Source organism: Pseudarthrobacter sp. NPDC058196 (genome assembly GCF_042882685.1).
Taxonomy (GTDB): Bacteria; Actinomycetota; Actinomycetes; order Actinomycetales; family Micrococcaceae; genus Arthrobacter.
Genome location: NZ_JBHVVN010000004.1, coordinates 280530 through 301843, shown reverse-complemented (window position 1 = coordinate 301843; position 21314 = coordinate 280530). Strand labels below are relative to the sequence as shown.

The 21314-nt window shown below is 66.3% G+C and carries 24 protein-coding genes; 8 read left to right on the top strand and 16 right to left on the bottom strand.

Annotated features, from left to right (window positions below; all coding sequences use genetic code 11):
• The first annotated feature begins 8 nt into the window (after nucleotides 1-8).
• Entirely contained in the window at nucleotides 9-914 is a 906-nt protein-coding gene (locus tag ACFVVC_RS08070; RefSeq protein ID WP_387451043.1) for a phosphatase PAP2 family protein, read from the top strand.
• Between the two features lie 195 nt (nucleotides 915-1109).
• On the opposite strand, the gene ACFVVC_RS08065 is transcribed toward ACFVVC_RS08070, so the two are convergent.
• The 7 genes from ACFVVC_RS08065 to ACFVVC_RS08035 form a co-directional block, all read right to left on the bottom strand.
• The gene (locus tag ACFVVC_RS08065) at nucleotides 1110-1484 is read right to left on the bottom strand and encodes a VOC family protein (protein ID WP_387451040.1); all 375 of its coding nucleotides are present in this window, start codon (nucleotides 1482-1484) and stop codon (nucleotides 1110-1112) included.
• Nucleotides 1485-1680: 196 nt separating this feature from the next.
• Complete coding sequence (locus tag ACFVVC_RS08060) at nucleotides 1681-2175, bottom strand: hypothetical protein (protein ID WP_387451037.1); 495 nt, start codon at nucleotides 2173-2175, stop codon at nucleotides 1681-1683.
• Nucleotides 2176-2805, bottom strand: a complete 630-nt coding sequence (locus ACFVVC_RS08055) for a signal peptidase I (RefSeq protein WP_387451034.1) — start codon at nucleotides 2803-2805, stop codon at nucleotides 2176-2178.
• Nucleotides 2795-3403: a hypothetical protein gene (locus ACFVVC_RS08050; RefSeq protein ID WP_387451031.1), complete on the bottom strand. Its 609-nt coding sequence runs from the start codon at nucleotides 3401-3403 to the stop codon at nucleotides 2795-2797. The genes ACFVVC_RS08055 and ACFVVC_RS08050 overlap by 11 nt, the downstream gene beginning before the upstream one ends.
• Before the next feature lie 71 nt (nucleotides 3404-3474).
• Nucleotides 3475-4020 carry an alternate-type signal peptide domain-containing protein gene (locus ACFVVC_RS08045; RefSeq protein ID WP_387451028.1) on the bottom strand — a complete coding sequence of 182 codons (546 nt, stop codon included), beginning with the start codon at nucleotides 4018-4020 and terminating at the stop codon, nucleotides 3475-3477.
• Between the two features lie 198 nt (nucleotides 4021-4218).
• Nucleotides 4219-4896: a response regulator gene (locus ACFVVC_RS08040; RefSeq protein ID WP_387451025.1), complete on the bottom strand. Its 678-nt coding sequence runs from the start codon at nucleotides 4894-4896 to the stop codon at nucleotides 4219-4221.
• A complete protein-coding gene (locus ACFVVC_RS08035) occupies nucleotides 4880-6520 on the bottom strand; it encodes an ATP-binding protein (protein ID WP_387451022.1) in 1641 nt (546 codons plus the stop codon). The genes ACFVVC_RS08040 and ACFVVC_RS08035 overlap by 17 nt, the downstream gene beginning before the upstream one ends.
• A gap of 186 nt (nucleotides 6521-6706) precedes the next feature.
• Here ACFVVC_RS08035 and ACFVVC_RS08030 point away from each other — a divergent pair, with 186 nt between their 5' ends.
• From ACFVVC_RS08030 to ACFVVC_RS08020, 3 genes are all read left to right on the top strand, one after another.
• On the top strand, nucleotides 6707-7561 hold the full coding sequence (locus tag ACFVVC_RS08030) for an ABC transporter ATP-binding protein (protein ID WP_387451019.1): 855 nt from the start codon (nucleotides 6707-6709) through the stop codon (nucleotides 7559-7561).
• The gene (locus ACFVVC_RS08025; protein ID WP_387451016.1) at nucleotides 7558-8442 is read left to right on the top strand and encodes an ABC transporter permease; all 885 of its coding nucleotides are present in this window, start codon (nucleotides 7558-7560) and stop codon (nucleotides 8440-8442) included. The genes ACFVVC_RS08030 and ACFVVC_RS08025 overlap by 4 nt, the downstream gene beginning before the upstream one ends.
• 86 nt (nucleotides 8443-8528) lie before the next feature.
• Complete coding sequence (locus ACFVVC_RS08020; protein ID WP_387451013.1) at nucleotides 8529-9644, top strand: ABC transporter substrate-binding protein; 1116 nt, start codon at nucleotides 8529-8531, stop codon at nucleotides 9642-9644.
• A 92-nt stretch (nucleotides 9645-9736) separates the two neighbouring features.
• Here the strand turns inward: ACFVVC_RS08020 and ACFVVC_RS08015 are convergent, their stop codons facing one another.
• Nucleotides 9737-10393, bottom strand: a complete 657-nt coding sequence (locus ACFVVC_RS08015) for a TetR/AcrR family transcriptional regulator (protein ID WP_387451010.1) — start codon at nucleotides 10391-10393, stop codon at nucleotides 9737-9739.
• A 100-nt stretch (nucleotides 10394-10493) separates the two neighbouring features.
• Here ACFVVC_RS08015 and ACFVVC_RS08010 point away from each other — a divergent pair, with 100 nt between their 5' ends.
• Nucleotides 10494-11603, top strand: a complete 1110-nt coding sequence (locus ACFVVC_RS08010; RefSeq protein WP_387451007.1) for a flavin-containing monooxygenase — start codon at nucleotides 10494-10496, stop codon at nucleotides 11601-11603.
• Here ACFVVC_RS08010 and ACFVVC_RS08005 read toward each other — a convergent pair.
• The 3 genes from ACFVVC_RS08005 to ACFVVC_RS07995 form a co-directional block, all read right to left on the bottom strand.
• On the bottom strand, nucleotides 11572-12273 hold the full coding sequence (locus ACFVVC_RS08005) for an esterase/lipase family protein (protein ID WP_387451004.1): 702 nt from the start codon (nucleotides 12271-12273) through the stop codon (nucleotides 11572-11574). The genes ACFVVC_RS08010 and ACFVVC_RS08005 overlap by 32 nt on opposite strands.
• A gap of 23 nt (nucleotides 12274-12296) precedes the next feature.
• Complete coding sequence (locus tag ACFVVC_RS08000; protein ID WP_387451001.1) at nucleotides 12297-13514, bottom strand: MFS transporter; 1218 nt, start codon at nucleotides 13512-13514, stop codon at nucleotides 12297-12299.
• A gap of 79 nt (nucleotides 13515-13593) precedes the next feature.
• A complete protein-coding gene (locus tag ACFVVC_RS07995) occupies nucleotides 13594-14031 on the bottom strand; it encodes a hypothetical protein (protein WP_387450998.1) in 438 nt (145 codons plus the stop codon).
• A 164-nt stretch (nucleotides 14032-14195) separates the two neighbouring features.
• Between ACFVVC_RS07995 and ACFVVC_RS07990 the strand changes: the two genes are divergently transcribed.
• A complete protein-coding gene (locus tag ACFVVC_RS07990) occupies nucleotides 14196-14537 on the top strand; it encodes a hypothetical protein (protein WP_387450995.1) in 342 nt (113 codons plus the stop codon).
• Between the two features lie 29 nt (nucleotides 14538-14566).
• On the opposite strand, the gene trxB is transcribed toward ACFVVC_RS07990, so the two are convergent.
• Nucleotides 14567-15544 carry a thioredoxin-disulfide reductase gene (gene trxB, locus ACFVVC_RS07985; RefSeq protein ID WP_387450992.1) on the bottom strand — a complete coding sequence of 326 codons (978 nt, stop codon included), beginning with the start codon at nucleotides 15542-15544 and terminating at the stop codon, nucleotides 14567-14569.
• A 204-nt stretch (nucleotides 15545-15748) separates the two neighbouring features.
• Between trxB and ACFVVC_RS07980 the strand changes: the two genes are divergently transcribed.
• A complete protein-coding gene (locus ACFVVC_RS07980) occupies nucleotides 15749-16072 on the top strand; it encodes a hypothetical protein (protein WP_387450989.1) in 324 nt (107 codons plus the stop codon).
• Nucleotides 16073-16258: 186 nt separating this feature from the next.
• Here ACFVVC_RS07980 and ACFVVC_RS07975 read toward each other — a convergent pair whose 3' ends face one another.
• Nucleotides 16259-16708 carry a hypothetical protein gene (locus tag ACFVVC_RS07975; RefSeq protein ID WP_387450986.1) on the bottom strand — a complete coding sequence of 150 codons (450 nt, stop codon included), beginning with the start codon at nucleotides 16706-16708 and terminating at the stop codon, nucleotides 16259-16261.
• 62 nt (nucleotides 16709-16770) lie between these two features.
• The gene (locus tag ACFVVC_RS07970; protein ID WP_387450983.1) at nucleotides 16771-17289 is read right to left on the bottom strand and encodes a MarR family winged helix-turn-helix transcriptional regulator; all 519 of its coding nucleotides are present in this window, start codon (nucleotides 17287-17289) and stop codon (nucleotides 16771-16773) included.
• A gap of 184 nt (nucleotides 17290-17473) precedes the next feature.
• Between ACFVVC_RS07970 and ACFVVC_RS07965 the strand changes: the two genes are divergently transcribed.
• Nucleotides 17474-18268: an ANTAR domain-containing protein gene (locus ACFVVC_RS07965; RefSeq protein ID WP_387450980.1), complete on the top strand. Its 795-nt coding sequence runs from the start codon at nucleotides 17474-17476 to the stop codon at nucleotides 18266-18268.
• A 506-nt stretch (nucleotides 18269-18774) separates the two neighbouring features.
• Here ACFVVC_RS07965 and ACFVVC_RS07960 read toward each other — a convergent pair.
• Together ACFVVC_RS07960 and ftsW are read right to left on the bottom strand one after the other, a co-directional pair.
• Nucleotides 18775-19989, bottom strand: a complete 1215-nt coding sequence (locus ACFVVC_RS07960; protein WP_387450977.1) for an MFS transporter — start codon at nucleotides 19987-19989, stop codon at nucleotides 18775-18777.
• A 28-nt stretch (nucleotides 19990-20017) separates the two neighbouring features.
• Nucleotides 20018-21262: a putative lipid II flippase FtsW gene (gene ftsW / locus ACFVVC_RS07955; RefSeq protein WP_387450974.1), complete on the bottom strand. Its 1245-nt coding sequence runs from the start codon at nucleotides 21260-21262 to the stop codon at nucleotides 20018-20020.
• Nucleotides 21263-21314 lie beyond the last annotated feature (52 nt).

The window sequence follows — 21314 nt, the reverse complement described above, 5'->3', positions numbered from 1 at the left end:
TAAGCGCGATGACTTCTTCACGGCAACTACCCACCAGGACACCGTCCCGGCCCGCTCCGGGCTCGGCGTTCCTGTTCGTGCTGTCCACTGCCGCCTGCATAGCCGGGCTGGTTGCCACCTACTACTTCTTCGTCCAGACCGCCACGGGCCAGTTCATCGATGAGTCCGCGCTGGTGGAAGCCGTGGACATCCACGGACCCGCGGGCAAGGCCGCCACCCAGTTCCTGGACTGGCTGCCCACCATCTCCCTGGTGATGGCCGCCGTGGTGGTCCTGTTCGTCACAGTGATCCGGCGGCACTGGGCAGAAGCGGGAATCGCCGTGGCGGCGTGCATCGGCGCCAACGTGGCCACGCAGGTCCTCAAGGACCTGCTGCCGGCCCGTCCGGACAAAGGCGTGCTGACCCTTGAGCTCAACTCCCTGCCGTCCGGGCACACCACGCTGGCTGCGTCCGCCGCGGCCGCCGTGTTCCTGATGGCCTCCCCTCGCTGGCGCCCCATGGCCGGCTTCATCGGTGGTTCCTTTGCCATTGCCTCCGGTGCCTCCACGTTGATCAACCAGTGGCACCGGCCCGCGGACGTGGTGGCCGCGTTCCTCCTGGTGGGCGCCTTCATGATCCCGGCGGGCTGGCTGATCCTCCGCCGCGGTTCCTGGAACGAGTGGGACGGGTTCGGCCGGCATCCTGGCTCGGCCCGCATCTGGCTGACGCTTCCGGTGCTGATCGGGCTGGCGTCGGCAGGGGTGGCTTTTTACTCGCTGATCCGGATTGCGCCCAGCCCATGGCAGGAAACCAGCACCACCAACTACTTCTGGGCCGGGATCTCGCTGATTGTGATCGCGGGGTACCTGGCCACGGTGGCAACAACGTCCCTGTTCGCGTTCGCGGCACGGGGCCGGGACGCGGCCGGGCTGTAAAGGGTCACCGGGCGGGCGGCGGGCAGCCCATTTTACGGAGACTCCCGGACACCCAGCTTGCAACCGGAAACTCTTGACCGAACCTTGCGGAATTTGCTCCGGGTAACTTGAGCGCCGCCGTCGATAGTTGCTAGTGCCTGGCGGCGTCTTGAAGTGGGCGCCCCCAGGCACTCCATCGTCCGGGGCCGGCCCAGCTCAGGGTTCGAGCCGTTTGCGCAGGAGGCAGAACTCGTTGCCCTCCGGATCCTGCAGGACGTGCCATGGCTCCCCGCCCGCCTGCCCGACGTCGGCCGGCCGCGCACCCAGTGCCAGCAATCGTTCCAGTTCGGCCTCCTGGTCCCGGTCCACCGGGTTGATGTCGATGTGCAGCGGGAGCCGCCCCACGCGCGGGTTGCTGCTGGGGCTGAAGATGATGGTGGGCTGGAGTCCGCCGAACCCGGCGGCCGGCCCGATTTCGATCGAGCCTTCCTCCCGGTCCAGCTCGACGTAGCCAAGGACCCCGCACCAGAACCGCGCCAGCAGTTCGGGGTCGGCGCAATTCAGGACGAGTTCACTGATTCTGGATGACATGCCCGCAGTCTACCGACGCGCAGTCCCATTTCCGCGGCGGATTTTCCCTCGCGCGCCCGCCTTGCGGGGGCGTGCGGGCGGCGACGGGTCGCCAGGGAATGTGAGTGTCGCCAAGCCAGCTCGGCGGGAGGAGGTGCCACTGCGTGGGGGGTTGCAGCGGCACCTTCTTCCGCCGAGCTGGCGGATGGTCAGGCGCCTAGGACGTGGTGGACAGGCAGGTGACCTTGTTGCTGTTGTTTCCTTGCTCCAGGGACACCGTTGCCGTGGCGGTCGATTGAGATTGGTTCGCGTACGTCGCCGTCACACGGATGGTCAACGGAGTGGTGGTCCTGTTGGCCACGACGATCTGCGACGTGATGGTCAAGGTGACCGTGCTGGTCGTTCCCAGGCTCACCGACTCGGTGTAGGCCGGCCCGTAGGTGCCGTTCGGCTGGAGCGCGGCGTAGCTGAGTGCGGTTGGCGCCGTCGAGCCCACCGCTGAGAGGGTGGCGGTCTGACGCGGGTTGTCGTTGGTGCAGGTGAATCCCGCGAACTGGTTGGGCCAGGTGCCGGACGCCGTGACGGCCATGGTCGCCGTCGCGCTTTGCTGCCAGAGGGCCGAGGCCGTGCCGCCGCCAACGCCCAGCAGCACCGTGAGCACGAACGCCCCGACGGCGAGCGTGGCGCCTGGAGTGCTCCGGAGCCGCGGCACTTAGGCGGCCTCGGCAGCAGGGTTACCCTGCTTGCGGGGCTTGCGCACGGACTTGTAGACCGTGATGGAGCCATAACCGATCAGTGCCACGGCCGCGATGACCGTCCACATTTCCCGGTCCGAATTACCCAGGAAGTTGGCTACGAAACCAACGAACGGGACGGCGTAGAACAGCTTGCCCTTGACCTGGATGGCCCGGATGGGCTCGGGATCGTTGGCCCCGTTGTTGTCGCCCTTGGTGATGAGCGTCTTCTCGCCGGACTGGGTGGAACCAAACCCGACAATCCGGTGCGTTTCCACGTCGGGGCGGCCCGAGTACAGCTGGAAGGTGATGACGTCGCCGTACTTGAGTTCGTCGAACGGCACCGGTTTCATCACCATAAAGGTGCCGGGCGGGTAGTGCTGCGCCATGGACTTGGTCAGCACGGTGTAGGTCTGCGAGCCGGTCGCCACCGGCACCACGATGAGGACAAGGGCGGCGAACAACGCCACCAGCATCGCGGCCATGCTCAGGATGCGTCCGACGACGGCCCAGGCGCCTTTGCGCCCGCGTGCAGGCTGTGGCCCGGCTGCCGGAGTTTCGGGTTCGGTGTCTCCGCCAAGAAGGCGTTCGGTCAGGTCAGCAGCCACTGGGCACCCCGCAGAGTTGACGTGCGGTGAGTGGAAGGGAGATGGTCACTGCTTGTCCTTTCACTGTTGACGGGGCGCCGGAGGCGAGGCTGACCTGGAAGCAGAAGATGGTGGAACCGCTTTTGCCCACCGTGGGCGAGACGAGACCGCCGGTGCCGATCTGCGCATAGCCGGTGCTGGAGCTGCATTCCGTGGAGGAAGCGGCGCTCTTCGCGTTCACGACGATGTAGGAGGCCAGGGTTCCGCCGCCGGTGTTCGCCACCGTTGGCTGGCCCACCGTGATGGCGGTGTTGAACTGGCCACCGGCGTTGGTGTTGTTGGTGACCACCACTCCCCCGGAGACGGAGGTGCCTGGCCCGAGGGTCCCTGCGGGAGACAATGCCAGGTTCGCCGCAGCCCCGGTGGCCAGGGTCATGTTGGTGGTGGTGCCGGAGTTGACCGCCGTCAACGCCACATCGAACGAGGCCGCGGAGACGGTTCCGGGGGCGGCCACCGCGGAGGCGTTCCAGAGGGCAAACGTTCCCTGCACGGTGAACAGGCCCAGGACCACGGCCGCGGCGATCAACGCCGCTGCCTTCAGTGAGCGCGTGATGCGCATGTGGTTTCCTCCTGGTCCTGTTTCCTGGTGCTGCCGGCCGGGTGGCCCTGGGGCCACCCGGCCACGTCAGGCTAGGAAAGGCCGGACTGGGTGACCTGGGTCAGCTGGAAGGCCACATTGTTGAAGTTGTAGCTTGCGGTGGTGTCCGCGCGGCCAGTGGTGGTGGCCAGGAATTCGAAGGTGATGGTGGCGGTGACCGTCTGGTCCGCCCCCGTCTGCGTGGGCTTGAGCGGGTTGGCGACGGCCGCGCCGCCCACGGTGAGCGACGGAGAGCTCACCGAGACGTTGGCCGGGGTGAAGCCGTTGGTGGGGCTGATGCCGGTGGTGGCAACGTTGGCGGCCATCTTGTTGCCCACCAGGGTCACGGTCAGGTCCTGGGTGAACGTGAGCTTGTCGCCCGGGACAACCTTGTAGGTGCTGATGTCGACGGTGGCACCGTTGCGGTCCTTCCACACGCCGTTGACGGCCTTGACCACGTTCAGGTCACCGGAAACGATGGTGCCGGGAGCGGCGGTTGCTTCTGCGTTCCAGTTGGCCAGGGTTCCCCCGCCGCCCAGCAGCAGTGCGGCGCCAACGGCGATAGCGGCAGTTCCCTTGACCAGAGTGCTGTTCTTCATGATGTCCCCTCAGACTTTTTGGTGTTCTTTTGTCTAGCTGGGACCTACTTTGCAGGGCCAAGCTCAGGAAGTGAGGGGGTAAAGAGTCAACAAATGCTCAAGGTATTTGAAATTTCAACTAGGTCCTGACCTGCGATTATGTAGCAGCCCCGGCTCGGCCGGAGTTCTGCGGCAGCAACCGGCCGGTCCCGTGGGCAGTCAGGAAACCGTGTAGGAATTCAACGGCCGGCCGGTGGTGCCGTAGGTAAGGTCCAGGGCCAGGAGGCCTTTCCGTTCCAGCGTGCTCAGGTAGCGCTGGGCTGTTGGCCTGCTGACGCCGAGCTGCTCGGCAATTTCCGCAGCGTTGACGGGACCGCGGGCGGCCCGGACGGCGTCGAACACTTTCTGCATGGTGGGCTGCAGGCGCGGGGCCGGGGCGGCTGCCTTGATCCCTGCCAACCGCGCCTTGTAGAGGCTGTCAATGGTTGCCTGGCTCGCCGTCGATACGGATTCCAGTTCCTCGCGCCACTTCTTGTACGCCTCCAGCTGCGTGCGGAGCCGCTCGAACCCAAAGGGCTTGACCAGGTAGTAGATGGCTCCGCTGGTCATCGCGGACTTGACGGTGGCCAGGTCCTGCGCGGCAGTGATCACGATGCTGTCAATCTGGGTGCCGGCTGCTTGCAGGGACCGCAGGAGGGAGAGTCCGTCCTCGTCCGGCAGGTGGATATCCAGCAAGAGAAGATCCGGATTCAGCCTGACAATGGCATCCCGTGCGGCCGCGGCACTGTAGACCTGGCCAACGCACTCGAATCCGTCCACCCGCTCCACCCTGGCCGCATGGATGCCTGCCACCCGGAAATCGTCGTCCACGACGAGCGTCCTAATCAACTCCTGCACTCCTGTCCTCAACCGCTGCCTGCGTCTTTGCCGGAAGCCATACCTCAAAGTTACCGCCGGGACCCGGAAACACATCCAGTGTTCCCCCTGCCCTGCGGACGATCCTGCTCACCAGGGCCAGCCCGATGCCACGACGCATCCCTGGCCGCGGGTCCTTGGTTGAATAACCGTCCACCATGACCTGGTCAACCTTGTCGGCAGGGATGCCGGGCCCGTTGTCCCGGACGGCGATGAACACGCCGTCCGCGTCGTCGAGCTGGACCGTCACACGGCGGGGCCGCGGTGTATTCGCCAGCGCATCCACGGCGTTGTCGAGGAGGTTGCCAACAATGGTGACCAGCTCGGTGGGATCAGCCTCCGGATGTTCCAGCCTGGAGTCGGCGGTCACCTCCATCTGCACGTCCTGTTCGGCGGCCACCGCCACTTTTGCCAGCAGCAAGGCAGCGAGCTCCGGCGGGGAAATGGTGGCGCGCAGCCGTTCACCCAGGGACCTGGACATCGTTGATACCTGCGAGACATACCTCTTGGCCTGGTCCAGGTCCCCCATTTCCAACAGGCCGTCGACAATATGGAGCCGGTTTGCGTACTCATGCTCCAGGGCGCGCATGGCCTCCATCAAGCCCTGGATCGAGTGGAGATCGCGCACCAGGCCTTCAATTTCGGTCCGGTCCCTAAGCGTGACGACTGAACCAATGCTGCGGCCGGCGGTGGCCACGGGCATCCTGTTGACAACCAGCAGGGCGTCTTCGGTGAGCGCCACCTGGTCGGCGCCGGGGAGCCGGCCGGCCAGCAGGTCCCGGAGGCGGCCGTGCGGAAGCAGTTCGGCAATGGGTTTGCCCAAGGCCTCCCCTTCCAGGTGGAGCAACCGCCGGGCCTCCTCGTTGATCACCGTCACCTTGCCGGCATCGTCCAGGCCGACGACGGCCTCCCGGATTCCGTGAAGCAAGGCCTCACGTTCCTGCAGCAGGGAGGCGATCTCGGCTGGCTCCAGGTCGAACGTGACACGTTTGATGCGCCGGGAAAGGAGCAGCGAACCCGCGATGCCCAAGGCCAGGACCAGGGCAGAGAAGCCCGTGATCAGCCAGATGTTCTGCATCTGGTTGCTCAAGACCTGGGTATCCTCGATCCCCACCGAAACCTGGCCAACCACCGCGCCGTCGGCGCCGAAAATGGGGGCCTTGGCGTTCGCGGAGCGGCCCAGGCTTCCGGGGTCGAAACCTACATGGGTTTGGCCGTCCAGGACGGCCACCGGTTCCTCCAGCCGGTGGCCGATCAACGCCGGATCCGGGTGGGAGAACCGGATGCCTTCCCTGTCAGTTACGACGACATAGTCGGTCCGGGCGGCCGTCATTACCTGACGGGCAATGCCATTGATGGCGTGGTCGGGGTCACCGGAGGCCACTGCGGAGCGGATCTCCGACATCTGCGCCGTGGTGGTCGCAATGCCCAGCGCGCGCAGCTGGTACTGCTGGTCCAGCGTCTGGTTGCTGATCATCGAAAAAAGGAAGCCGCCCAGGGCCACGGTGAAGATCAGCAGCGACAGCGAGGCCAGCAGGATCTGGGCGGTCAGCGTTGTGAAGCGCCTGCCGGCCCGTGGCCTGTGCACCCAGGATTCCTTGCTCATCGCGGCTCCGGAGGCCCGGTTTTTACATGGCGGCAGAAAACGCACAAAACGTGCACTTTTGCGGCTAACGCACACATCTTACGGAAGTCTTTCTGGCCGGAATGATCACTTCCTAAGCTTCACACAGTTCCAGTGATCAACATCACGAACCCGGACTACATGGACAAAAGACAGCGAGGTCTTGCAATGAACAGCACCCCCACACCCAGGCCGCCGGGCCCTCCACAGAAGGCCGCCGAAGGGGCACGGATCGAGGTGTCCGGCCTGACGAAGCGCTACCTGACGCCGAAGGGCGAAACGTTCACCGCCATCCGTGATGTGACGGTGAGCGTCGAGGCCGGACAGTTCTGCTCCATCGTCGGACCCACGGGTTGCGGCAAGTCCACCACCCTGGCCCAGGTCTCCGGGCTGGAGCAGCCGAGTGCAGGCTCGGTCAGGGTGGGCGGGAACCTGGTGGAAGGCATCACCAACGGCGTGAGCTACATGTTCCAGGCGGACGCCCTGTTCCCCTGGAAGAGCGTGCTCAGCAACGTCATGATGGGGCCTATCCTGCTCGGAATGCCTAAGCGCCAGGCCACGGATCTTGCCCGGGACTGGCTGCGCCGGGTGGGCCTGGCCGGTTTCGAGGACCGGTACCCGCACCAGCTTTCGGGCGGTATGCGCAAGCGCGTTGCCATGGCGGCGGCACTTATCAACAATCCGCGAATCCTCCTCATGGACGAGCCGTTCGGGGCACTGGATGTGCAAACAAAGGCCATCATGCAGAACGAACTGCTCAAGCTTTGGGAGGAACTGCGGCCCTCGGTCCTGTTCATCACCCACGACCTGGACGAGGCGGTGGCGCTCTCGGACCGGGTGGTCATCATGACCAGCAGCCCCGGGTCGGTCAAGGACGTCTTCGACATCGATCTTCCCAGGCCCCGCGGCAACGTCCAGGAGATCCGGCACGAAGAGCGGTTCCTGGAACTCCAGGGCCGTATTTGGGAATCCCTCAAGGACGAAGTCACCCGCGCCTATGCCCTGACGGCAGGTGCGGCATGACGGCCGTCGCCCACCCCGAAACCCGCACAAGCGAGACGCCAGTGGAACCAGAGACAGCAGCGAAGAATGCCGGCCGGATCAAAGCCCGGCGCCGCACCACCTCCATCTGGATCGGCCGGGTGGTGCTGGCCGTCGCGGTGGTGGGCGGCTGGCAGTGGTTCACAACGGAAGGGTGGGTGGATAAATTCTTCTTCGGCCAGCCGTCCGAAATCTGGGACAGCCTGGTCAAGCTCTTCACCGAAGGTACGGCGTTCGGCACCATCTGGGAGAACCTGGGTGTCACCGCGCAGGAGGCATTCTTCGGGTTCCTGCTGGGAACATTCGTCGGCGTGATCCTGGGCATCCTCCTGGGATCCAACAAGTACCTGTCGGCCGTGGTCGGGCCCTACATCCGGATCGTGAATTCGATTCCGCGTATTGTGCTCGGCTCGATCTTCATCGTGGCGTTTGGCCTCGGTGTCTTCCCGAAAATCCTGCTCGCGGCCGTGCTGGTTTTCTTCGTGGTGTTCTTCAACGCATTCCAGGGCGTCCGTGAGGTGGACCAGAACCTGGTGGCGAACGTGCGGGTCCTCGGCGCGTCGCCCTACCAGGTGGCGATGCACGTGACCATTCCCTCCGCCATGACGTGGATCATCGCCAGCCTCCACACCGCGTTCGGCTTCGCCATCATCGGCGCCCTTGTGGCCGAGGTGCTCGGGGCGCAGAAAGGCATCGGCCTGATCATCAGCCAGGCGCAGGGGACCTTTGATCCGAATACGGTCTTCGCGTGCATGGTGATCATCGCCGTCGTCACCCTCTTTGCCGAATCCCTGATCAACCTCCTTGAGCACAGGCTGCTCAAATGGCGTCCGCCGAACCGTTCCGAGGCCCAGGCCATTTGAGCCCGGCTACCGCTTTCCACCCCCGCACCACCCGTAACCAAACACCCAAGTCCCCCGTTCGGGACAAACAAAAGGATGCGTAAACAATGATGATGAAGCGCCCTATCTTTGCCGCCGCAGCTGCCGGAGCCGTTGCCCTCAGCCTGGCAGCATGCGGCAACAGTTCCACCCCTGCAGCCAGCGGCAGTTCCGCGGGCGGCAGTGCGTCCGCCGACACCAGCTCGATGCCCACGGTGAAGATGATGGTGGGCGGCATCGACAAGCAGATCTACCTCCCGTATCAGCTGGCCCAGCAGCTCGGTTACTACGAGAAGTACGGGGTCAAGATGGAACTCTCCACCGAGCAGCAGGGGGGCGTGGGCGCCGAGGAGGCCATGGCATCCGGCCAGGTGGATATGGCCGGAGCGTGGTACATCCACACAGTGGACTTCCAGGCCAAGGGCAAGAAGGTCACCAACCTCATCCAGCTCTCCGGCGCCCCGGGCGAGCGCGTCATGTGCAGCCCCAAGGCCAACGTCCACTCCGGCGCAGACCTCAAGGGCAAGACTGTCGGCGTCACGGACCTCGGTTCGGGTACCGACGAACTCACCCAGTTCATCGCGTCCAAGGCCGGCCTGTCCAAGGGCGACTACCAGACCATTGCAGTCGGTGCCGGTGCCACCGCCATCGCCGCCATCCAGCGCGGCTCCGCGGACTGCGTCATGACCACCCAGCCGACAGTGGGCGCCCTGGAGGCCAAGAACCTTGCGGTTCCGGCCATTGACCTGGCGACGGCGGATGGCGCCAAAGCGGCCCTCGGCAGTTCGCTGCCGTCCGCCGGCCTGCTCGCCCAAACGGACTGGGTCAACAGCCACCAGGACGAAGCCCAGAAGGTGGTGGATGCGCTGGTGGACACCATGCACTGGATCAGCACCCACTCAGCCCAGGAGATCGCGGACAAGCTGCCCCCGGCCTTCGTCCAGAACAGCACCATCAGCAAGGACGATTACGTCAAGGCATTGGACCAGGACAAGGGCCAGTTCCTGCCAGATGGCATCATGCCTGCGGGCGGCCCCAAGACGGTTTTCGATGAGGAGAAGACCATTGGGGTTGATACCTCCAAGGTCAACATGGCGGACACGTTCGACCAGAAGTACGCCCAGGCGGCACTGAAGCTTGAGGGCTACACCGCGACCACCACCCCGGCCGGCTCGGACGGCTAGGAGCGTCCCGGCCACACCAGTTGCGCTCCTCCGGAAGTCCGCCAGGGCTTTCCGGAGGAGCGTTTCATTTAGCGGGGCGGCCGGAACCCGGCTCAGCGGGGGTTCTGCAGCAGCAGCCGGCACCACGCATCGCTCAGCCATCCGGCGAACCGTTCCGGATCCCACCCGCGCTGATCCACCAGCAGCCCCCAATACTCCGGCCCGTTCATGCTCCACACAGCGTCGGCGAGCTCCGCGGCCGGACGGTCCATGCGGAGCTCGCCCGTTGTGGCGAGGTCCTCGATAAATTTCCGCATGTTGGCCGCGCGCCGGTCCGAGATCTCCCGCCAGAGCGCGCCGCAGTCCGGATCGGTGCCGGCAGCATCACGGAGCGCCTCGTAAACCGGGGCCAGCCGGGGTTGGATTTGCGCCAGGGCCTGGGCGTACAGGGCGATCTTCTCGGCTGCCCGCGTCGCCTCGCGCACCCGGATCACGTAGCCACGCCGCTCCGCCGGGACGGCCTGGCCGGTCCCTGAGATCGCCGCCTCCACCACCCCGCGCAGGAGGTCCGGCTTCCGCCCGATCGTGGCGTAGATCGTGTCGACGGCGACGCCCGCCCGCCGGGCAATGGCCGCAACGGTGGCGGACCGGTACCCCTCGCCAACGAACAGGTCGCGGGCAGCGGACAGCACCGCGTCCCGGGTTGCCGCCGCCTGCTCCCGCCGCAACGGGGAGTTGTAGCGGCGTACCGGGGCATTGACTTCACTCATCGCCGGGCCTAGCCTTTATTCATCCGAATACCATTCGGATGAATTGTAGCAGGAAGCCCGGGACCGCAGCGGAGCGGCACGGACAGAAGGGCAGGACACCATGTCAGAGCACTTCAACACCGTGGTGATCGGCGGCGGCCAGGCAGGCCTGGCCATGGGCTACCATCTTGCCCGGCTCAACCGGCCGTTTGTGATCCTGGATGAAAATGCGGCATCCGGTGACAGCTGGCGCGCCCGCTGGGACTCCCTCCGGCTCTTTACCCCGGCCCGGTACGATGCCCTGCCCGGCAGCCGGTTCCCCGCACCACAGTGGTCCTTCCCGTCCCGCGAGGAATTCGCCGACTACCTGGCCAGCTATGTCGAAGAGTTCGGGTTGCCCGTCCGGCCCAGCGTCCGGGTCACCAGCCTCCGCCACAACAGCCGGGCTTTCGTCATCGACGCGGGCGGCCGGCGGTTCGAAGCCGACAACGTGGTGGTCGCGTCCGGCTGGGACCGGAAACCCCGGGTTCCCGGCTTCGCGGGGCAGCTCAGTCCCGCCATCCGGCAGCTGACAGCCGGGAGCTACCGGAGTTCCCGTGACCTCGCGCCGGGACCGGTCCTGGTGGTGGGCGCCGGCAATTCCGGTGCGGACATCGCCCTGGAACTTGCGTCCACCCGCACCACCTACCTGTCCGGCCGCCACCCGGGCGAAATCCCCTGGCGCGTCGACGCCGTCGCCGCCCGCCCACTGACGCTGGCCGTCTTCTTCGCCTTCTCCCATATCCTCACGCTCGGCACGCCCGCAGGCCGGAGGGCCCGCCCCCGGGTCCTCTCGCACAGCGGACCACTGGTCAGGGTGAAGAACCGGGACCTGGTGCGTGCCGGCGTCGTACGCGTTCCCAGGACGGAAGGCACCAAAGCCGGGCTGCCACTGTTGGCTGACGGCAGGACACTGGAGGTGGCCAACGTCATCTGGTGCACCGGATTCACGCCGGACCTGGGCTGGATCGACCTGCCCGTGCTGGGCGCGGACGGCCGGCCGGACCAGGACCGTGGCGTGGCCACCACGCAGCCCGGACTCTACTTCCTGGGCGCCACCTTCCAGCATTCGCTCGCCTCATCCATGGTCCACGGGGTAGGCCGCGACGCAGAATTCATCGCGGGCCGGATCGCAGCGGCAGCGGCAGCACCGGATGCGGTCAGGCCGGAAGGCTCAGCTGCTCCACGATGATCCTCGCGGTCCCGGGATCGCCAAGGATCCGGAAGTGCCCGGCCACCGGCAGCTCGATATTGGTGGCGCCGGGGAGCACGCTGCCCTCCGGGATGTGCGGATCGAACGGGCCGTAAAGGGACGTGATGCGGCTGTTGACGGCCTGCTCGCGCGCCAACTGCAGGGTCAGGGCGTTGCGCGGCGAGAAGATCCGCAGGCTGGGCAGCAGCATGTACCGGGCGTAGCGGGAACCTGAGAATGGTGCGCACACGGCGATCAGCCGGTCGATCCGGTGCTCGGGGTCCAGGGACAGCATGGTGTACTTGCCGATCAGCCCGCCCTTGCTGTGGGCCACCAGGATGGCGTTGTGGAGGCCGGCCTCCTCCAGGTGCTGGGCCACCAGCCTGGCGGCATCCGGCACCTTGAGTTTGTTGCGCTGCAGCACCGTGACCACGTGCACGGGGTGCCCGGCATCATGGATGGCCCGGATGAGCGGCATCATGAACTGCCAGTTTTCGTAAACGCCCGGGATGATCACCACGGGCTGCAGGGTGCCGGTTCGGAACGAGGCCGGCTGTACACGAGAGAGGAACCCCCGGACCTGCCAGCCCGTGGCATAGGCATAGTCCTGGGCCCACCACACGGCTTTGTGCAGGGGGCTGATGCGGGCGCTCACGCCGGGGTCGGTCATGTGTCGAGAATAGCCTGCCCTGGTCAGTAGTTGCGGCGGTGCTTGAGGCGGGGAAGGACGACGGCGAACACGGCCGCCGCGGCGAATCCCAGGATGCCCGTGGCTGAGATCCCCGGCCCCAGGGAGGCCAGGGCCGTCACCCCGGAGAGGAGCACCGGGCCGCCGGTGGAGCCGGCGTCCGCCATGAACCGCCAGAGGCCCAGGAACTGGCCGCGGCCGCGGTCCGGGGAGAAGTCGGCGCCCAGGGTCATCACCAGCCCGGAGCTGATGCCGTTGCCGAAGCCGATCAGCAGCGCGGCCAGCAGCAGGCCCGTGAAGGATCCGGTGAGCGGGATCAACAGCAGCGCGGTTCCCATGAGCAGCGTGGACGGGATGGCCACCCATTGCCGGCCTTTGCGGTCCATCAGTTTGCCGGCGGGATAGAACACCAGCATGTCGATCGCACCGGAGAGGCCGTAGACCAGGGACGCGGAGGTGGCGTCCATGCCCAGATGGTCGGACCAGAGCGGGATCACCACCTGCCGGGAGGACCGCAGCGCGCTGAGCAGCAGGATGCCCACGCCCAGCGAGAGGAACACGCCCGCGTGCGAGGCCGCGACGCTCCGGAGCGTGGGCTGGGCGGCCCCGTCCCCGCCCGAGGGAACGTCCGGCGCCGCCAGGTCCGGAATGGTGAGGGACAGGAGGGCTGCCGCTCCCATGGCAACCACGCCCACCCAGTACGCGCCGGCGATGCCGAAGAACTGCATCACGGCCGCGCCGGCGAACGGGCCGATAAACACCCCGATACGGTTCACGCCGCCCAACGTCGACAGGGACCTGGCACGGAAAGCTACGGGCACGGCCTCGGTGAGGTACTTCTGCCGGGCCAGGCCGAACACTGCACCGGACATCCCGACGACCGTCATCGCCACGGCGAGCAGCCACAGTCCGTTGGGGGCAAGGGCGGAAGTGGCGGCAGCTGCGAGGGCCAGGCCGGCGGCGACGGCGGCGCCCACGATGGACCAGCGCTCTCCGAAGCGGAGGGTCACCAGGGATGCAGGCAGGTTGAAGAACCAGGAGCCCAGGCCAATGAGGGTCACGATCAGGGCTGCCACGGCCACCGTTGCGCCCAGCTCGCGGGCCGACAATGCCACCACCGGGAGGATGGCACCCTGGCCGATTCCGAAGAGCAAGGTGGGACCGAACGCGGCGACGGCAATACTGCGCAGGCTGAAGGGCTGGGCATCATCCGGGGAAGTCATCAGATTTATCCTATGGCCGCCGCCGTCGCATTATTGTGCAGTGTGATGCGCAGGTCAACGCGTGGCAGGTCCCGGGACCCTAGCGCCTGCGGGGCCGGGGCTCGATCCCCGCCAACGCGCGGACCAGGTTGACCAGTTCCGCCACGGCCCCAATGACCGAGCCCACCGCGCCGATCACCAGGAGCACCCGCACCAGCACCGGCCAGCCGGGCCAGCCGCCCGTGAAGTCGAACGGGAAGACCTCCCAGACGCGGATGATGGCGGCCATGCCGAAGCCCAGCGCCACCAGGTTTCCCACGGCCAGAAGTGCCCGGGACCGGATCAGGACGCAGACCACGCCAACGACGATGCCGGCGATCAGGGATGCGTTGATGAGGTCCAGGACGCGGGCCATCCCGGCGGTGAGGAAGGGCAGCACCTCCCACCCCGGCCAGATGTTGATCCCATACAGGAGGAGGGCGTTGACAATGGCGGAGCCAATGTTGCCGCTCCCGCCGGTGGAAGTCCTGTCCGCCATGGCACCACCATCCCCCGGCCCAACCAAACGCCAAAAGTGCCGAAGGTCCCCCGCCGAAGTGCGTCCCGGCGGTAAAAATTCGGGGGTCACAAAAGGGCCCGCGAGGAGTAGCGTTCGCCTTATGGGGCGCTGATACGTGCCCACAGCCAAGGGGAGGTCATTTCATGGGTGAAGTGTGGGTTCGCACTCTGGGCAACGGGCTGGTCCGGGCAGACCGGGTCACCGAGATTGCGTCCACCAGGGGGTCCTTGCACGAGGACCGCGGGTATTCACTGAAGGTCATTGTGGACGGCAAGGGCCACGTGCTGATTGACGACGCCGGCCTGCAGGGTTCCCTGCCGGAGCGGTTGGAGTATGCCCGGCACATGGAGGACGCCCTGCTGCTGGCCATCGACGAGGCCCGCGACAACGACGCGTCGATGGTGATCTCCTACGAGCCCGAACGCGAGCGCTGGTCTGCCGCTCCGGTCTCTGTGTTAACCGGCAGGCTCCCCGAAGTGGTCTGACCCCCGGGGGCCCGCCGCTGGACTGCCCGTCAGTTGTGCGTCGGTTCCTCCACCAACGCAGTCGCGATGCTGGCTGCGTCCTCCAGCGCTGCCAGGAACCGTTCCGCGTCCAGGGCCGCCGCGCAGCCGGTGCCGGCCGCGGTGATGGCCTGCCGGTACCGGTGGTCAACGGCATCGCCGCAGGCGAAGACTCCGGAGAGGTTGGTGCAGGTGGTGGGGGCGTCCACCTTGATGTAGCCCTCCTCGTCCAGATCCACCTGGCCGGCCACGAGTTCGGTCCGCGGCAGGTGCCCGATGGCCACGAAGATGCCGGTGGCGTCCAGGTGCCGGGTCTCGCCGGTGCGGGTATCCGTGAGGGTCACGCCGGTGACCTTCCCCTCGCCGTGGATGGCGGTGACCGCGGAGTTCCAGGCGAAGCGGATCTTGGGGTTGTCCTTGGCCCGCTGCGCCATGATGCGGGAGGCCCGCAATTCACCCTTGCGGACCACGACCGTGACGGTCTTGCCGAAGCGGGTCAGGAAAGTCGCTTCCTCCATGGCGGAGTCGCCGCCGCCGACGACGATGATGTCCTGGTCGCGGAAGAAAAACCCGTCGCAGGTGGCGCACCAGGAGACGCCGTGGCCGCTGAACTTCTTCTCCTCCGGCAGGCCGAGTTCCTTGTACGCCGAGCCGGTGGCCAGGATGACTGCCGGGGCCTCGTACGTCTCCCCGCCGCCGGTGACCACGCGCTTGACGTGCCCTTTGAGCTCAACGGACGTGGCGTCGTCGTACTCAATCCGTGCGCCGAACTTTTCCGCCTGCTGCTGCAGCCCGTCCATCAACTCGGGGCCCTGGATGCCGCCCGGGAAGCCGGGGAAATTTTCCACCTCGGTGGTGTTCATCAGGGCGCCCCCGGCCGTAACGGAGCCGGCCAGGACCAGGGGGTTCAGCCCGGCGCGGGCGGCGTAGATGGCGGCGGTATAGCCGGACGGGCCGGAACCGATGATGATCAGCTGTTCTTTGCTCATGGGGTGTCCTTCGGAGGCGGTGCTACTGGGGCGTGCCTTGATCACATCACGGATCAGAGCGGGAGGGCCAACGTTCGCTTCGATGTCATAAAGGCCCTGGTGTTGCGCACATCACATTCAGTCCCTAATCTGGTTGAGGCTTAAGCAAACAGGCCAAGCAAGAAGCTGCAGCGTCGCAGCCAATGCCGGGGAAGGCTTTACAACGTGAACTCGAAGCTTCATATCGTGGTCCGGATTGACCTGGACCACAGCAGGGCCCAGGTGATTGCAAAGGGGCATATCACCATCCACAGCATCAACGCACTCTATGTCATAGCCAAACGTGCCAACTCCCTCAAAGGGGGCCTGGACCTGGAGCTTGATATCTCCAGTGCCTGGGTGGATGAGGATGCGCTGGAAATGCTCCGGTCCGCCGCGCGGGCCAAGCACCTGCCAGCCAAGATCGATCCCGGCCAGGCACCCTGCACCATCAGCGTGCTGGCTGACCGGCGGCATCGTTCCACAACGGCCCTCCGCCAGGCCGCATAGCGCGTTCCGGCCGCTCGCCGAGCCCCCATTCGGGCCAGAGCCGGCCGGCCATCTTCTTCTCCACCGCTTTAACCAACGAAGTGCAGCTGCACCCGAATAGACGGGTGGCTGCACTTCGTGACGTCGTGGCCAGCTTCCGGGAAGGGTGCCGAGCCATTCAGCAACCGGGCCAACAGCGTCCTTGACCTACAGCAACCGGCCGCTGCCGGCGAGGAACTCCCGGAGTTCCGGTTCGGTCAGGCCCGCCGCGTTGCCCAGGGCGTCCGGCGAGGCACCCAGCCGGGAAGCGCTGCGGACTGCATTAGCGAACCCCTCCTGCGCCGCATCCAGCTCCCACTGGATGCTTTCCACCCTCGCGGAGGCCAGCCGGACCGCTTCCAGCGGATCGCCGGCGGGTTCGCCATCCATCCTGTACCCGCAGGCGCACGTCCATTCGGAGGAGCCGAGCTCAAGTGGCGCCCAGCCGAGGGAAGCGATGGGGACAGGAGCGGCCGTCATCTCCATCCCACAGTGCATGGGGGCAGTGGGCGTTTGCAGGTCCAGCGCGGGGCTTTCCGCGGCCTGGACGGGAATTTCGGTGTCTATCGTCACCGGGATCGAATGCCCGGCCGCCTGAGGTTCAAGTACTGCAGTCATTCGATCCACCATCCGATAGTTCACTAACAATGTAGCTAGTCTAACTAGGATTACTTCGTTGTCTACCGTGATCCAACGTTCGGGGCCATGTTGACGGCGTCCACCGCCTCGCGCATGCGCATCAGGAAGTGCATCACCGCTTTGATTTCCTCGGCGGACAAGGATTCGGCGGCCTCGAGCATGCGCTTATGCATTTGGTTGAGGTTATGCCGGACTTCCTCATCGGCGCCGGGCGCGGGCCGGAGGATGATGGCGCGCCGGTCCGAAGGGTGCCGTTCGCGCGTCACGTGGCCGCTGGCAACGAGCCGGTCCACGAGCGTAGTCATGGAGGCCGAGGTAATTCCCAAACGGCCCGCCAGTTCCGTGGGGCGGACCCCCATACCGGCAGCCTCTGCGTCGAGGAGGTAGCGCAGGGCCAGGAGATCGGTCTCCCCCATGGCGGGCGACGAGCGGGTGCGCCGTCGCATGGCGGTTTCTGAGGTGCGGAACTCCCGGAGGGCGTTGATCACATCAACAGCCCTGGGCTCTGTATCTTCCAGGGTGGGGTACGAGTAGCCTTCGCTTGCACCATGCGGGTTCATGCGAATTCCTTCGATATCCTACTTGCTTGGCTGTCTAACGAATCTATCGTAGCCCATCCGCAGGTCCGGCCCCCCGAAGAGCCCGGGCAAGTACTCGCTGCGGCGGGCGGGAAAAGTAGAGTACCGGCTACTCGTGCACCCGCGCGGACGGCCCAATAAATTTCAAGGAAACCTGCGGCGGCCGATGCCACTGGGTACAGATTTGAAATGGGGGTGCAGGGTGGCGGTTGGCCCGGCGCACAACAGGGGACCCGAACGGAACGGGTTCCTGCTGGACCTGATAACAGGTACCGACGACGATGCAGGGTCCTTGCAGACACTCGCCGATGCAGGGGCCAGGTGGCTCAGTTCGACGGCCGGCTCCATGATTGAGTGCGGCGCCGTGCTGTACAGGCAGCGAACCTATGCCGCCGGTGCCGGGAGCACGCCGGCCGCAGCCCACTTCTCTGCAGCGGAGGAGGGACACGGTGACGGTCCCACGGCGCTGGGTGCGTCATTGTCAGGTCCCGTGCTGGTCAACCCCACCGGCTCGCCGTCGCGCTGGCAGGCATACCGGAGCCGGTTGCTGGATGGAGGATACGGGGCGGCACTGGTCCTCCCCCTCGAACTGCGGCCCGGCTCGTCGGGAGCCCTGGTGTTCCTCGCCCACGGCAACTACGCCTTCATCACCCGGATCACCAACGAGGCAGCCTGGTTTGCGGAGGTGGCCTCACAGAGCCTGAAGCTGGCGCTGGACGTCCACGGCGTCATCCGTTCCGGGGACAACCTGAAACAGGTCCTGGAGAGCAGGACCTCCATCGATGTGGCTTGCGGGGTGCTGATGGCGCAAAACCGCTGCTCCTATCCCGAGGCGTTCAGCAAGCTCGCGGGCGCGTCGCGGCACCGCAACCTCAAGGTCCGCAGCGTTGCGGACAGCATCCTCAGCACCATGCCCAGCGGCGCCGCAGGTACCCGGTTCGAACCCCCGGCGTTTGCCTGAAGACCGCCGCGGAAGCTTAGTGGCGCGCCCGCGCCCGGAGGGGTTTAGTGGCGCGCCCGCGCCCGGATGAGTCCGGCCGCGACAAGCCCGGCAGCGCCGAGTGAAGCCAACATGCCGCCGAGAGCCACGAAGTAATCGGTAATGGTCATTGCCCTGCGCTCCGTCCGTGCCACTGAAACTGCCTGATCAGCCCAAGCTACGCGCCGAATCTCAGCGTTTACTGAAGGATCGCCAGCAGGTTTGGTCAAGATCTGATGAAAATCAGCTGCGGGCATCCACATAGTTCAGTCCCCCGATCTTCCCTTTGGCGGGGCGTTCCGTATTATTCATGCATGTGGACAAAACAAAGCCAGAGCTACTGCCCCACGTGCGGCAGGGCCACTAAGCACGTCACCCATTTCCGCAAGGACGACGCCGGCTCGCTGGTTGCGGAGGTCCGTTGCAGTGAGTGCCCCGAGATTGAGAGTGCCGTCGCCTGAGTCCCGGCCGCGCCTCGTCAGGCCGGTTTAAGGCCGGCCGACGTGCGGACGGACGACGACGAAGATCACCAAGGCCACTGCCTGCACCACGGTGATGGTCACCGCCAAAACCGGAATTGATTGTTCGTAGAGCAGGCCGATAAGGAAGCTCCCCGCCAGCCAGGCAAGGCCGTAGCAGGCCGTGAACATCCCATACGCACTCCCCCGCCGGGTTGCGGGTGCCAACCCTGCGACGCCGGCCCGCATGGTGCTTTCCTGGACCCCCATGGCGGCTCCCCACACCAGCACCCCCGCCACCGCGAGCACTGTGTTGTTGCTGAAGCCCAGCCACGGGACCGCTGCGGCAAGCACCGGCAGGACCACGAGGACTTTCAGGCCCACCCGGTCATAGAGCCAGCCCGAGGCCAGGGCCGCCAGGGCGTCAACGCCCATGGCCACGGCGTAGAGGACCGGGATCAGCGCGGGCGGCAGCAGTCCGGACTTCACCACATGGAATGAGAGCAGCCCGAACGTGGCATAGCCGAACATGGTCAGGCTGCTGAACGCGGCATAGAGCCAATACTGGCGCGGCATTGGAGCAACGCGGCCCGAAGGTGCCGCATGGACTTGGGGGGCCGCACCGGCCTGCGGATTGGCGGGCTCCGCCGGCGGCCGGCCCGGGACGGTCTCGTACGCGGCCGGATCAGGCACCTTTTTCTTCAGCCAGAACAGCACCAGCATGGCCGCCAGCCCGGGAACGGCCAGCAGCAGGAATCCCGGCCCGTAACTTCCGGTCAGGGCGAGGGCCGCGCCCACGAGGAGCGGCCCCAGCAGCGCCCCCACCTGGTCCAGCGCTTCGTGCAGCGCAAAGGCCTTGCCCTGGCCCAGGGCGGAACCGGCCTCGGCCAGCATAGTGTCCTTGGCCGGGCTCCGCACGGCTTTGCCCAGCCGTTCGGCCAGGACAAGGAGGCAGGCGATCCACAGGGCATTGCTGATCCCGAGCAGGGGAACGGACAACGCGGTCAGGGCATAGCCGGAAAGGGCGAGCGCCCACCGGAGCGCGGGCCGGTCCGCCAGGCGCCCGAACAGCAGGCGAAGGACCAGGGCAACGGCTTCACCCGCCCCCGTGACCACGCTGACCAGGAGGGCCGACGCACCCAGGGCGCCCAGGTAGGGACCTGTGACGCTTCGCGCGCCCTCGTACACCATGTCCATCAGGGCGCTGACGATCCCGAAGGCCACAATGAAGCGGACGGCCGTCATCGGCCCTGCCGGAACAGCCCTCCCGGTGCTATCGCTGGTACTCGTGGTCCCTCACTCGCTTTGCCGGGGCGGCGGCTTTGGCCGGGGATTTGGTGTCCGGCTGTTCCGGCCGGGTCACGGCCAGGATGACCCCGATGCCGGCAAGGGAGGAAACCATGGCCGAGCCGCCGTAGGAGATGAACGGCAGCGGGACACCGATGACGGGCAGCAGCCCGCTCACCATGGCGATGTTGATCACCGCCTGGCCCAGGATCCAGGTGATCACGCTGCAGGCAACGATCCGGGCGAAGGTGTCCGTGGTGCGGGCGATGGTCTTGAAGACGGTGATGGCAAGGATCGCGAACAGTCCGAGGACCAGGAGGGTTCCGGCCAGCCCGAGTTCTTCGCCCAGGATGGAGAAGATGAAGTCGTTGTGGGCTTCCGGGATCCAGTTCCATTTCTGCCGGCTCTGCCCCAGGCCCACCCCGAACCAGCCGCCGGAGGCCAGGGCGTACGCGCCGTGCTGCGCCTGGTAGCCCATGCCCTGGGCGTCCTCGTCCGAACCCATCCCCAGCCAGGACGAAATCCGCCCCATCCGGTTGCCGCTGGTGGCGGCGAGGACCAGTGCGGCCACGACGCAGATCATGCCGGCCACGGAAAACACCTTCATCCGCACCCCGCCGTAGAACATGGTGGCGGCAAGGATCAACATGATGATCATGGTGGTACCGAGGTCGTGCCCCAGCGCCACGATGATCATGATCAGCCCGCCGGCGGGGCCCAGCGGAACCACGGCATGTTTCCAGTTCGCCAGCAGGGCCTGTTTCCGGTCCAGGATGGCCGCAGCCCAGACAATCAGCGCCAGCTTGGCGAACTCGGAGGGCTGGGCGGTGAATCCGCCCACGCTCAGCCAGTTCCGGTTGCCGTTCACGGACATGCCCAGCGGCGTGAACACCAGGACCAGCGCTATCAGTGACCCGATCAGCATGGGCCACCCCAGGCGCCGGATGCGCCGGACCGGCATCCGTGCCAGCAGCAGCATGAGCACCACGCCTGCCACGGTCCACATGGCCTGCTTGAGGGGGAGGTCGTACGGATTGTTTCCTGCCGCCACGGATTCCACGGACGACGCCGACGCCACCTCCACGAGTCCGATCGCCGAGAGCGTGAGGACCACCGCCAGGATCAGCGGGCGCAGGCGCCCCGGAGAGTCATCCTCCAGCCAGAGCGTGAGTTTTCCCCATGGGCGCCGGGCTGGGCGGGCCGCCCTGCGTTGTTTTTGACCTGTGTCCATCTGTCCGTTCCTCAGCCTGCACCCTGGGCTTCCTCCACGGCCGGGCCCATCT

Coding starts and splice junctions, on each gene's coding strand:
- ACFVVC_RS08050 (WP_387451031.1), bottom strand. CDS start 3,403: ATGCGCATCACGCGCTCACTGAAGGCAGCGGCGTTGATCGCCGCGGCC.
- ACFVVC_RS07995 (WP_387450998.1), bottom strand. CDS start 14,031: ATGGCGGACAGGACTTCCACCGGCGGGAGCGGCAACATTGGCTCCGCC.
- ACFVVC_RS07970 (WP_387450983.1), bottom strand. CDS start 17,289: ATGAACCCGCATGGTGCAAGCGAAGGCTACTCGTACCCCACCCTGGAA.
- ACFVVC_RS07975 (WP_387450986.1), bottom strand. CDS start 16,708: ATGACTGCAGTACTTGAACCTCAGGCGGCCGGGCATTCGATCCCGGTG.
- ACFVVC_RS08015 (WP_387451010.1), bottom strand. CDS start 10,393: ATGAGTGAAGTCAATGCCCCGGTACGCCGCTACAACTCCCCGTTGCGG.
- ACFVVC_RS07960 (WP_387450977.1), bottom strand. CDS start 19,989: ATGACGGCCGTCCGCTTCATTGTGGCCTTCGGGATCGTCAGCGCCCTG.
- ACFVVC_RS08000 (WP_387451001.1), bottom strand. CDS start 13,514: ATGACTTCCCCGGATGATGCCCAGCCCTTCAGCCTGCGCAGTATTGCC.
- ACFVVC_RS08065 (WP_387451040.1), bottom strand. CDS start 1,484: ATGTCATCCAGAATCAGTGAACTCGTCCTGAATTGCGCCGACCCCGAA.
- ACFVVC_RS08025 (WP_387451016.1), top strand. CDS start 7,558: ATGACGGCCGTCGCCCACCCCGAAACCCGCACAAGCGAGACGCCAGTG.
- ACFVVC_RS07990 (WP_387450995.1), top strand. CDS start 14,196: ATGGGTGAAGTGTGGGTTCGCACTCTGGGCAACGGGCTGGTCCGGGCA.
- trxB (WP_387450992.1), bottom strand. CDS start 15,544: ATGAGCAAAGAACAGCTGATCATCATCGGTTCCGGCCCGTCCGGCTAT.
- ACFVVC_RS08045 (WP_387451028.1), bottom strand. CDS start 4,020: ATGAAGAACAGCACTCTGGTCAAGGGAACTGCCGCTATCGCCGTTGGC.
- ACFVVC_RS08005 (WP_387451004.1), bottom strand. CDS start 12,273: ATGACCGACCCCGGCGTGAGCGCCCGCATCAGCCCCCTGCACAAAGCC.
- ftsW (WP_387450974.1), bottom strand. CDS start 21,262: ATGGACACAGGTCAAAAACAACGCAGGGCGGCCCGCCCAGCCCGGCGC.
- ACFVVC_RS08010 (WP_387451007.1), top strand. CDS start 10,494: ATGTCAGAGCACTTCAACACCGTGGTGATCGGCGGCGGCCAGGCAGGC.
- ACFVVC_RS08070 (WP_387451043.1), top strand. CDS start 9: ATGACTTCTTCACGGCAACTACCCACCAGGACACCGTCCCGGCCCGCT.
- ACFVVC_RS08020 (WP_387451013.1), top strand. CDS start 8,529: ATGATGATGAAGCGCCCTATCTTTGCCGCCGCAGCTGCCGGAGCCGTT.
- ACFVVC_RS07965 (WP_387450980.1), top strand. CDS start 17,474: ATGCCACTGGGTACAGATTTGAAATGGGGGTGCAGGGTGGCGGTTGGC.
- ACFVVC_RS08030 (WP_387451019.1), top strand. CDS start 6,707: ATGAACAGCACCCCCACACCCAGGCCGCCGGGCCCTCCACAGAAGGCC.
- ACFVVC_RS08035 (WP_387451022.1), bottom strand. CDS start 6,520: ATGAGCAAGGAATCCTGGGTGCACAGGCCACGGGCCGGCAGGCGCTTC.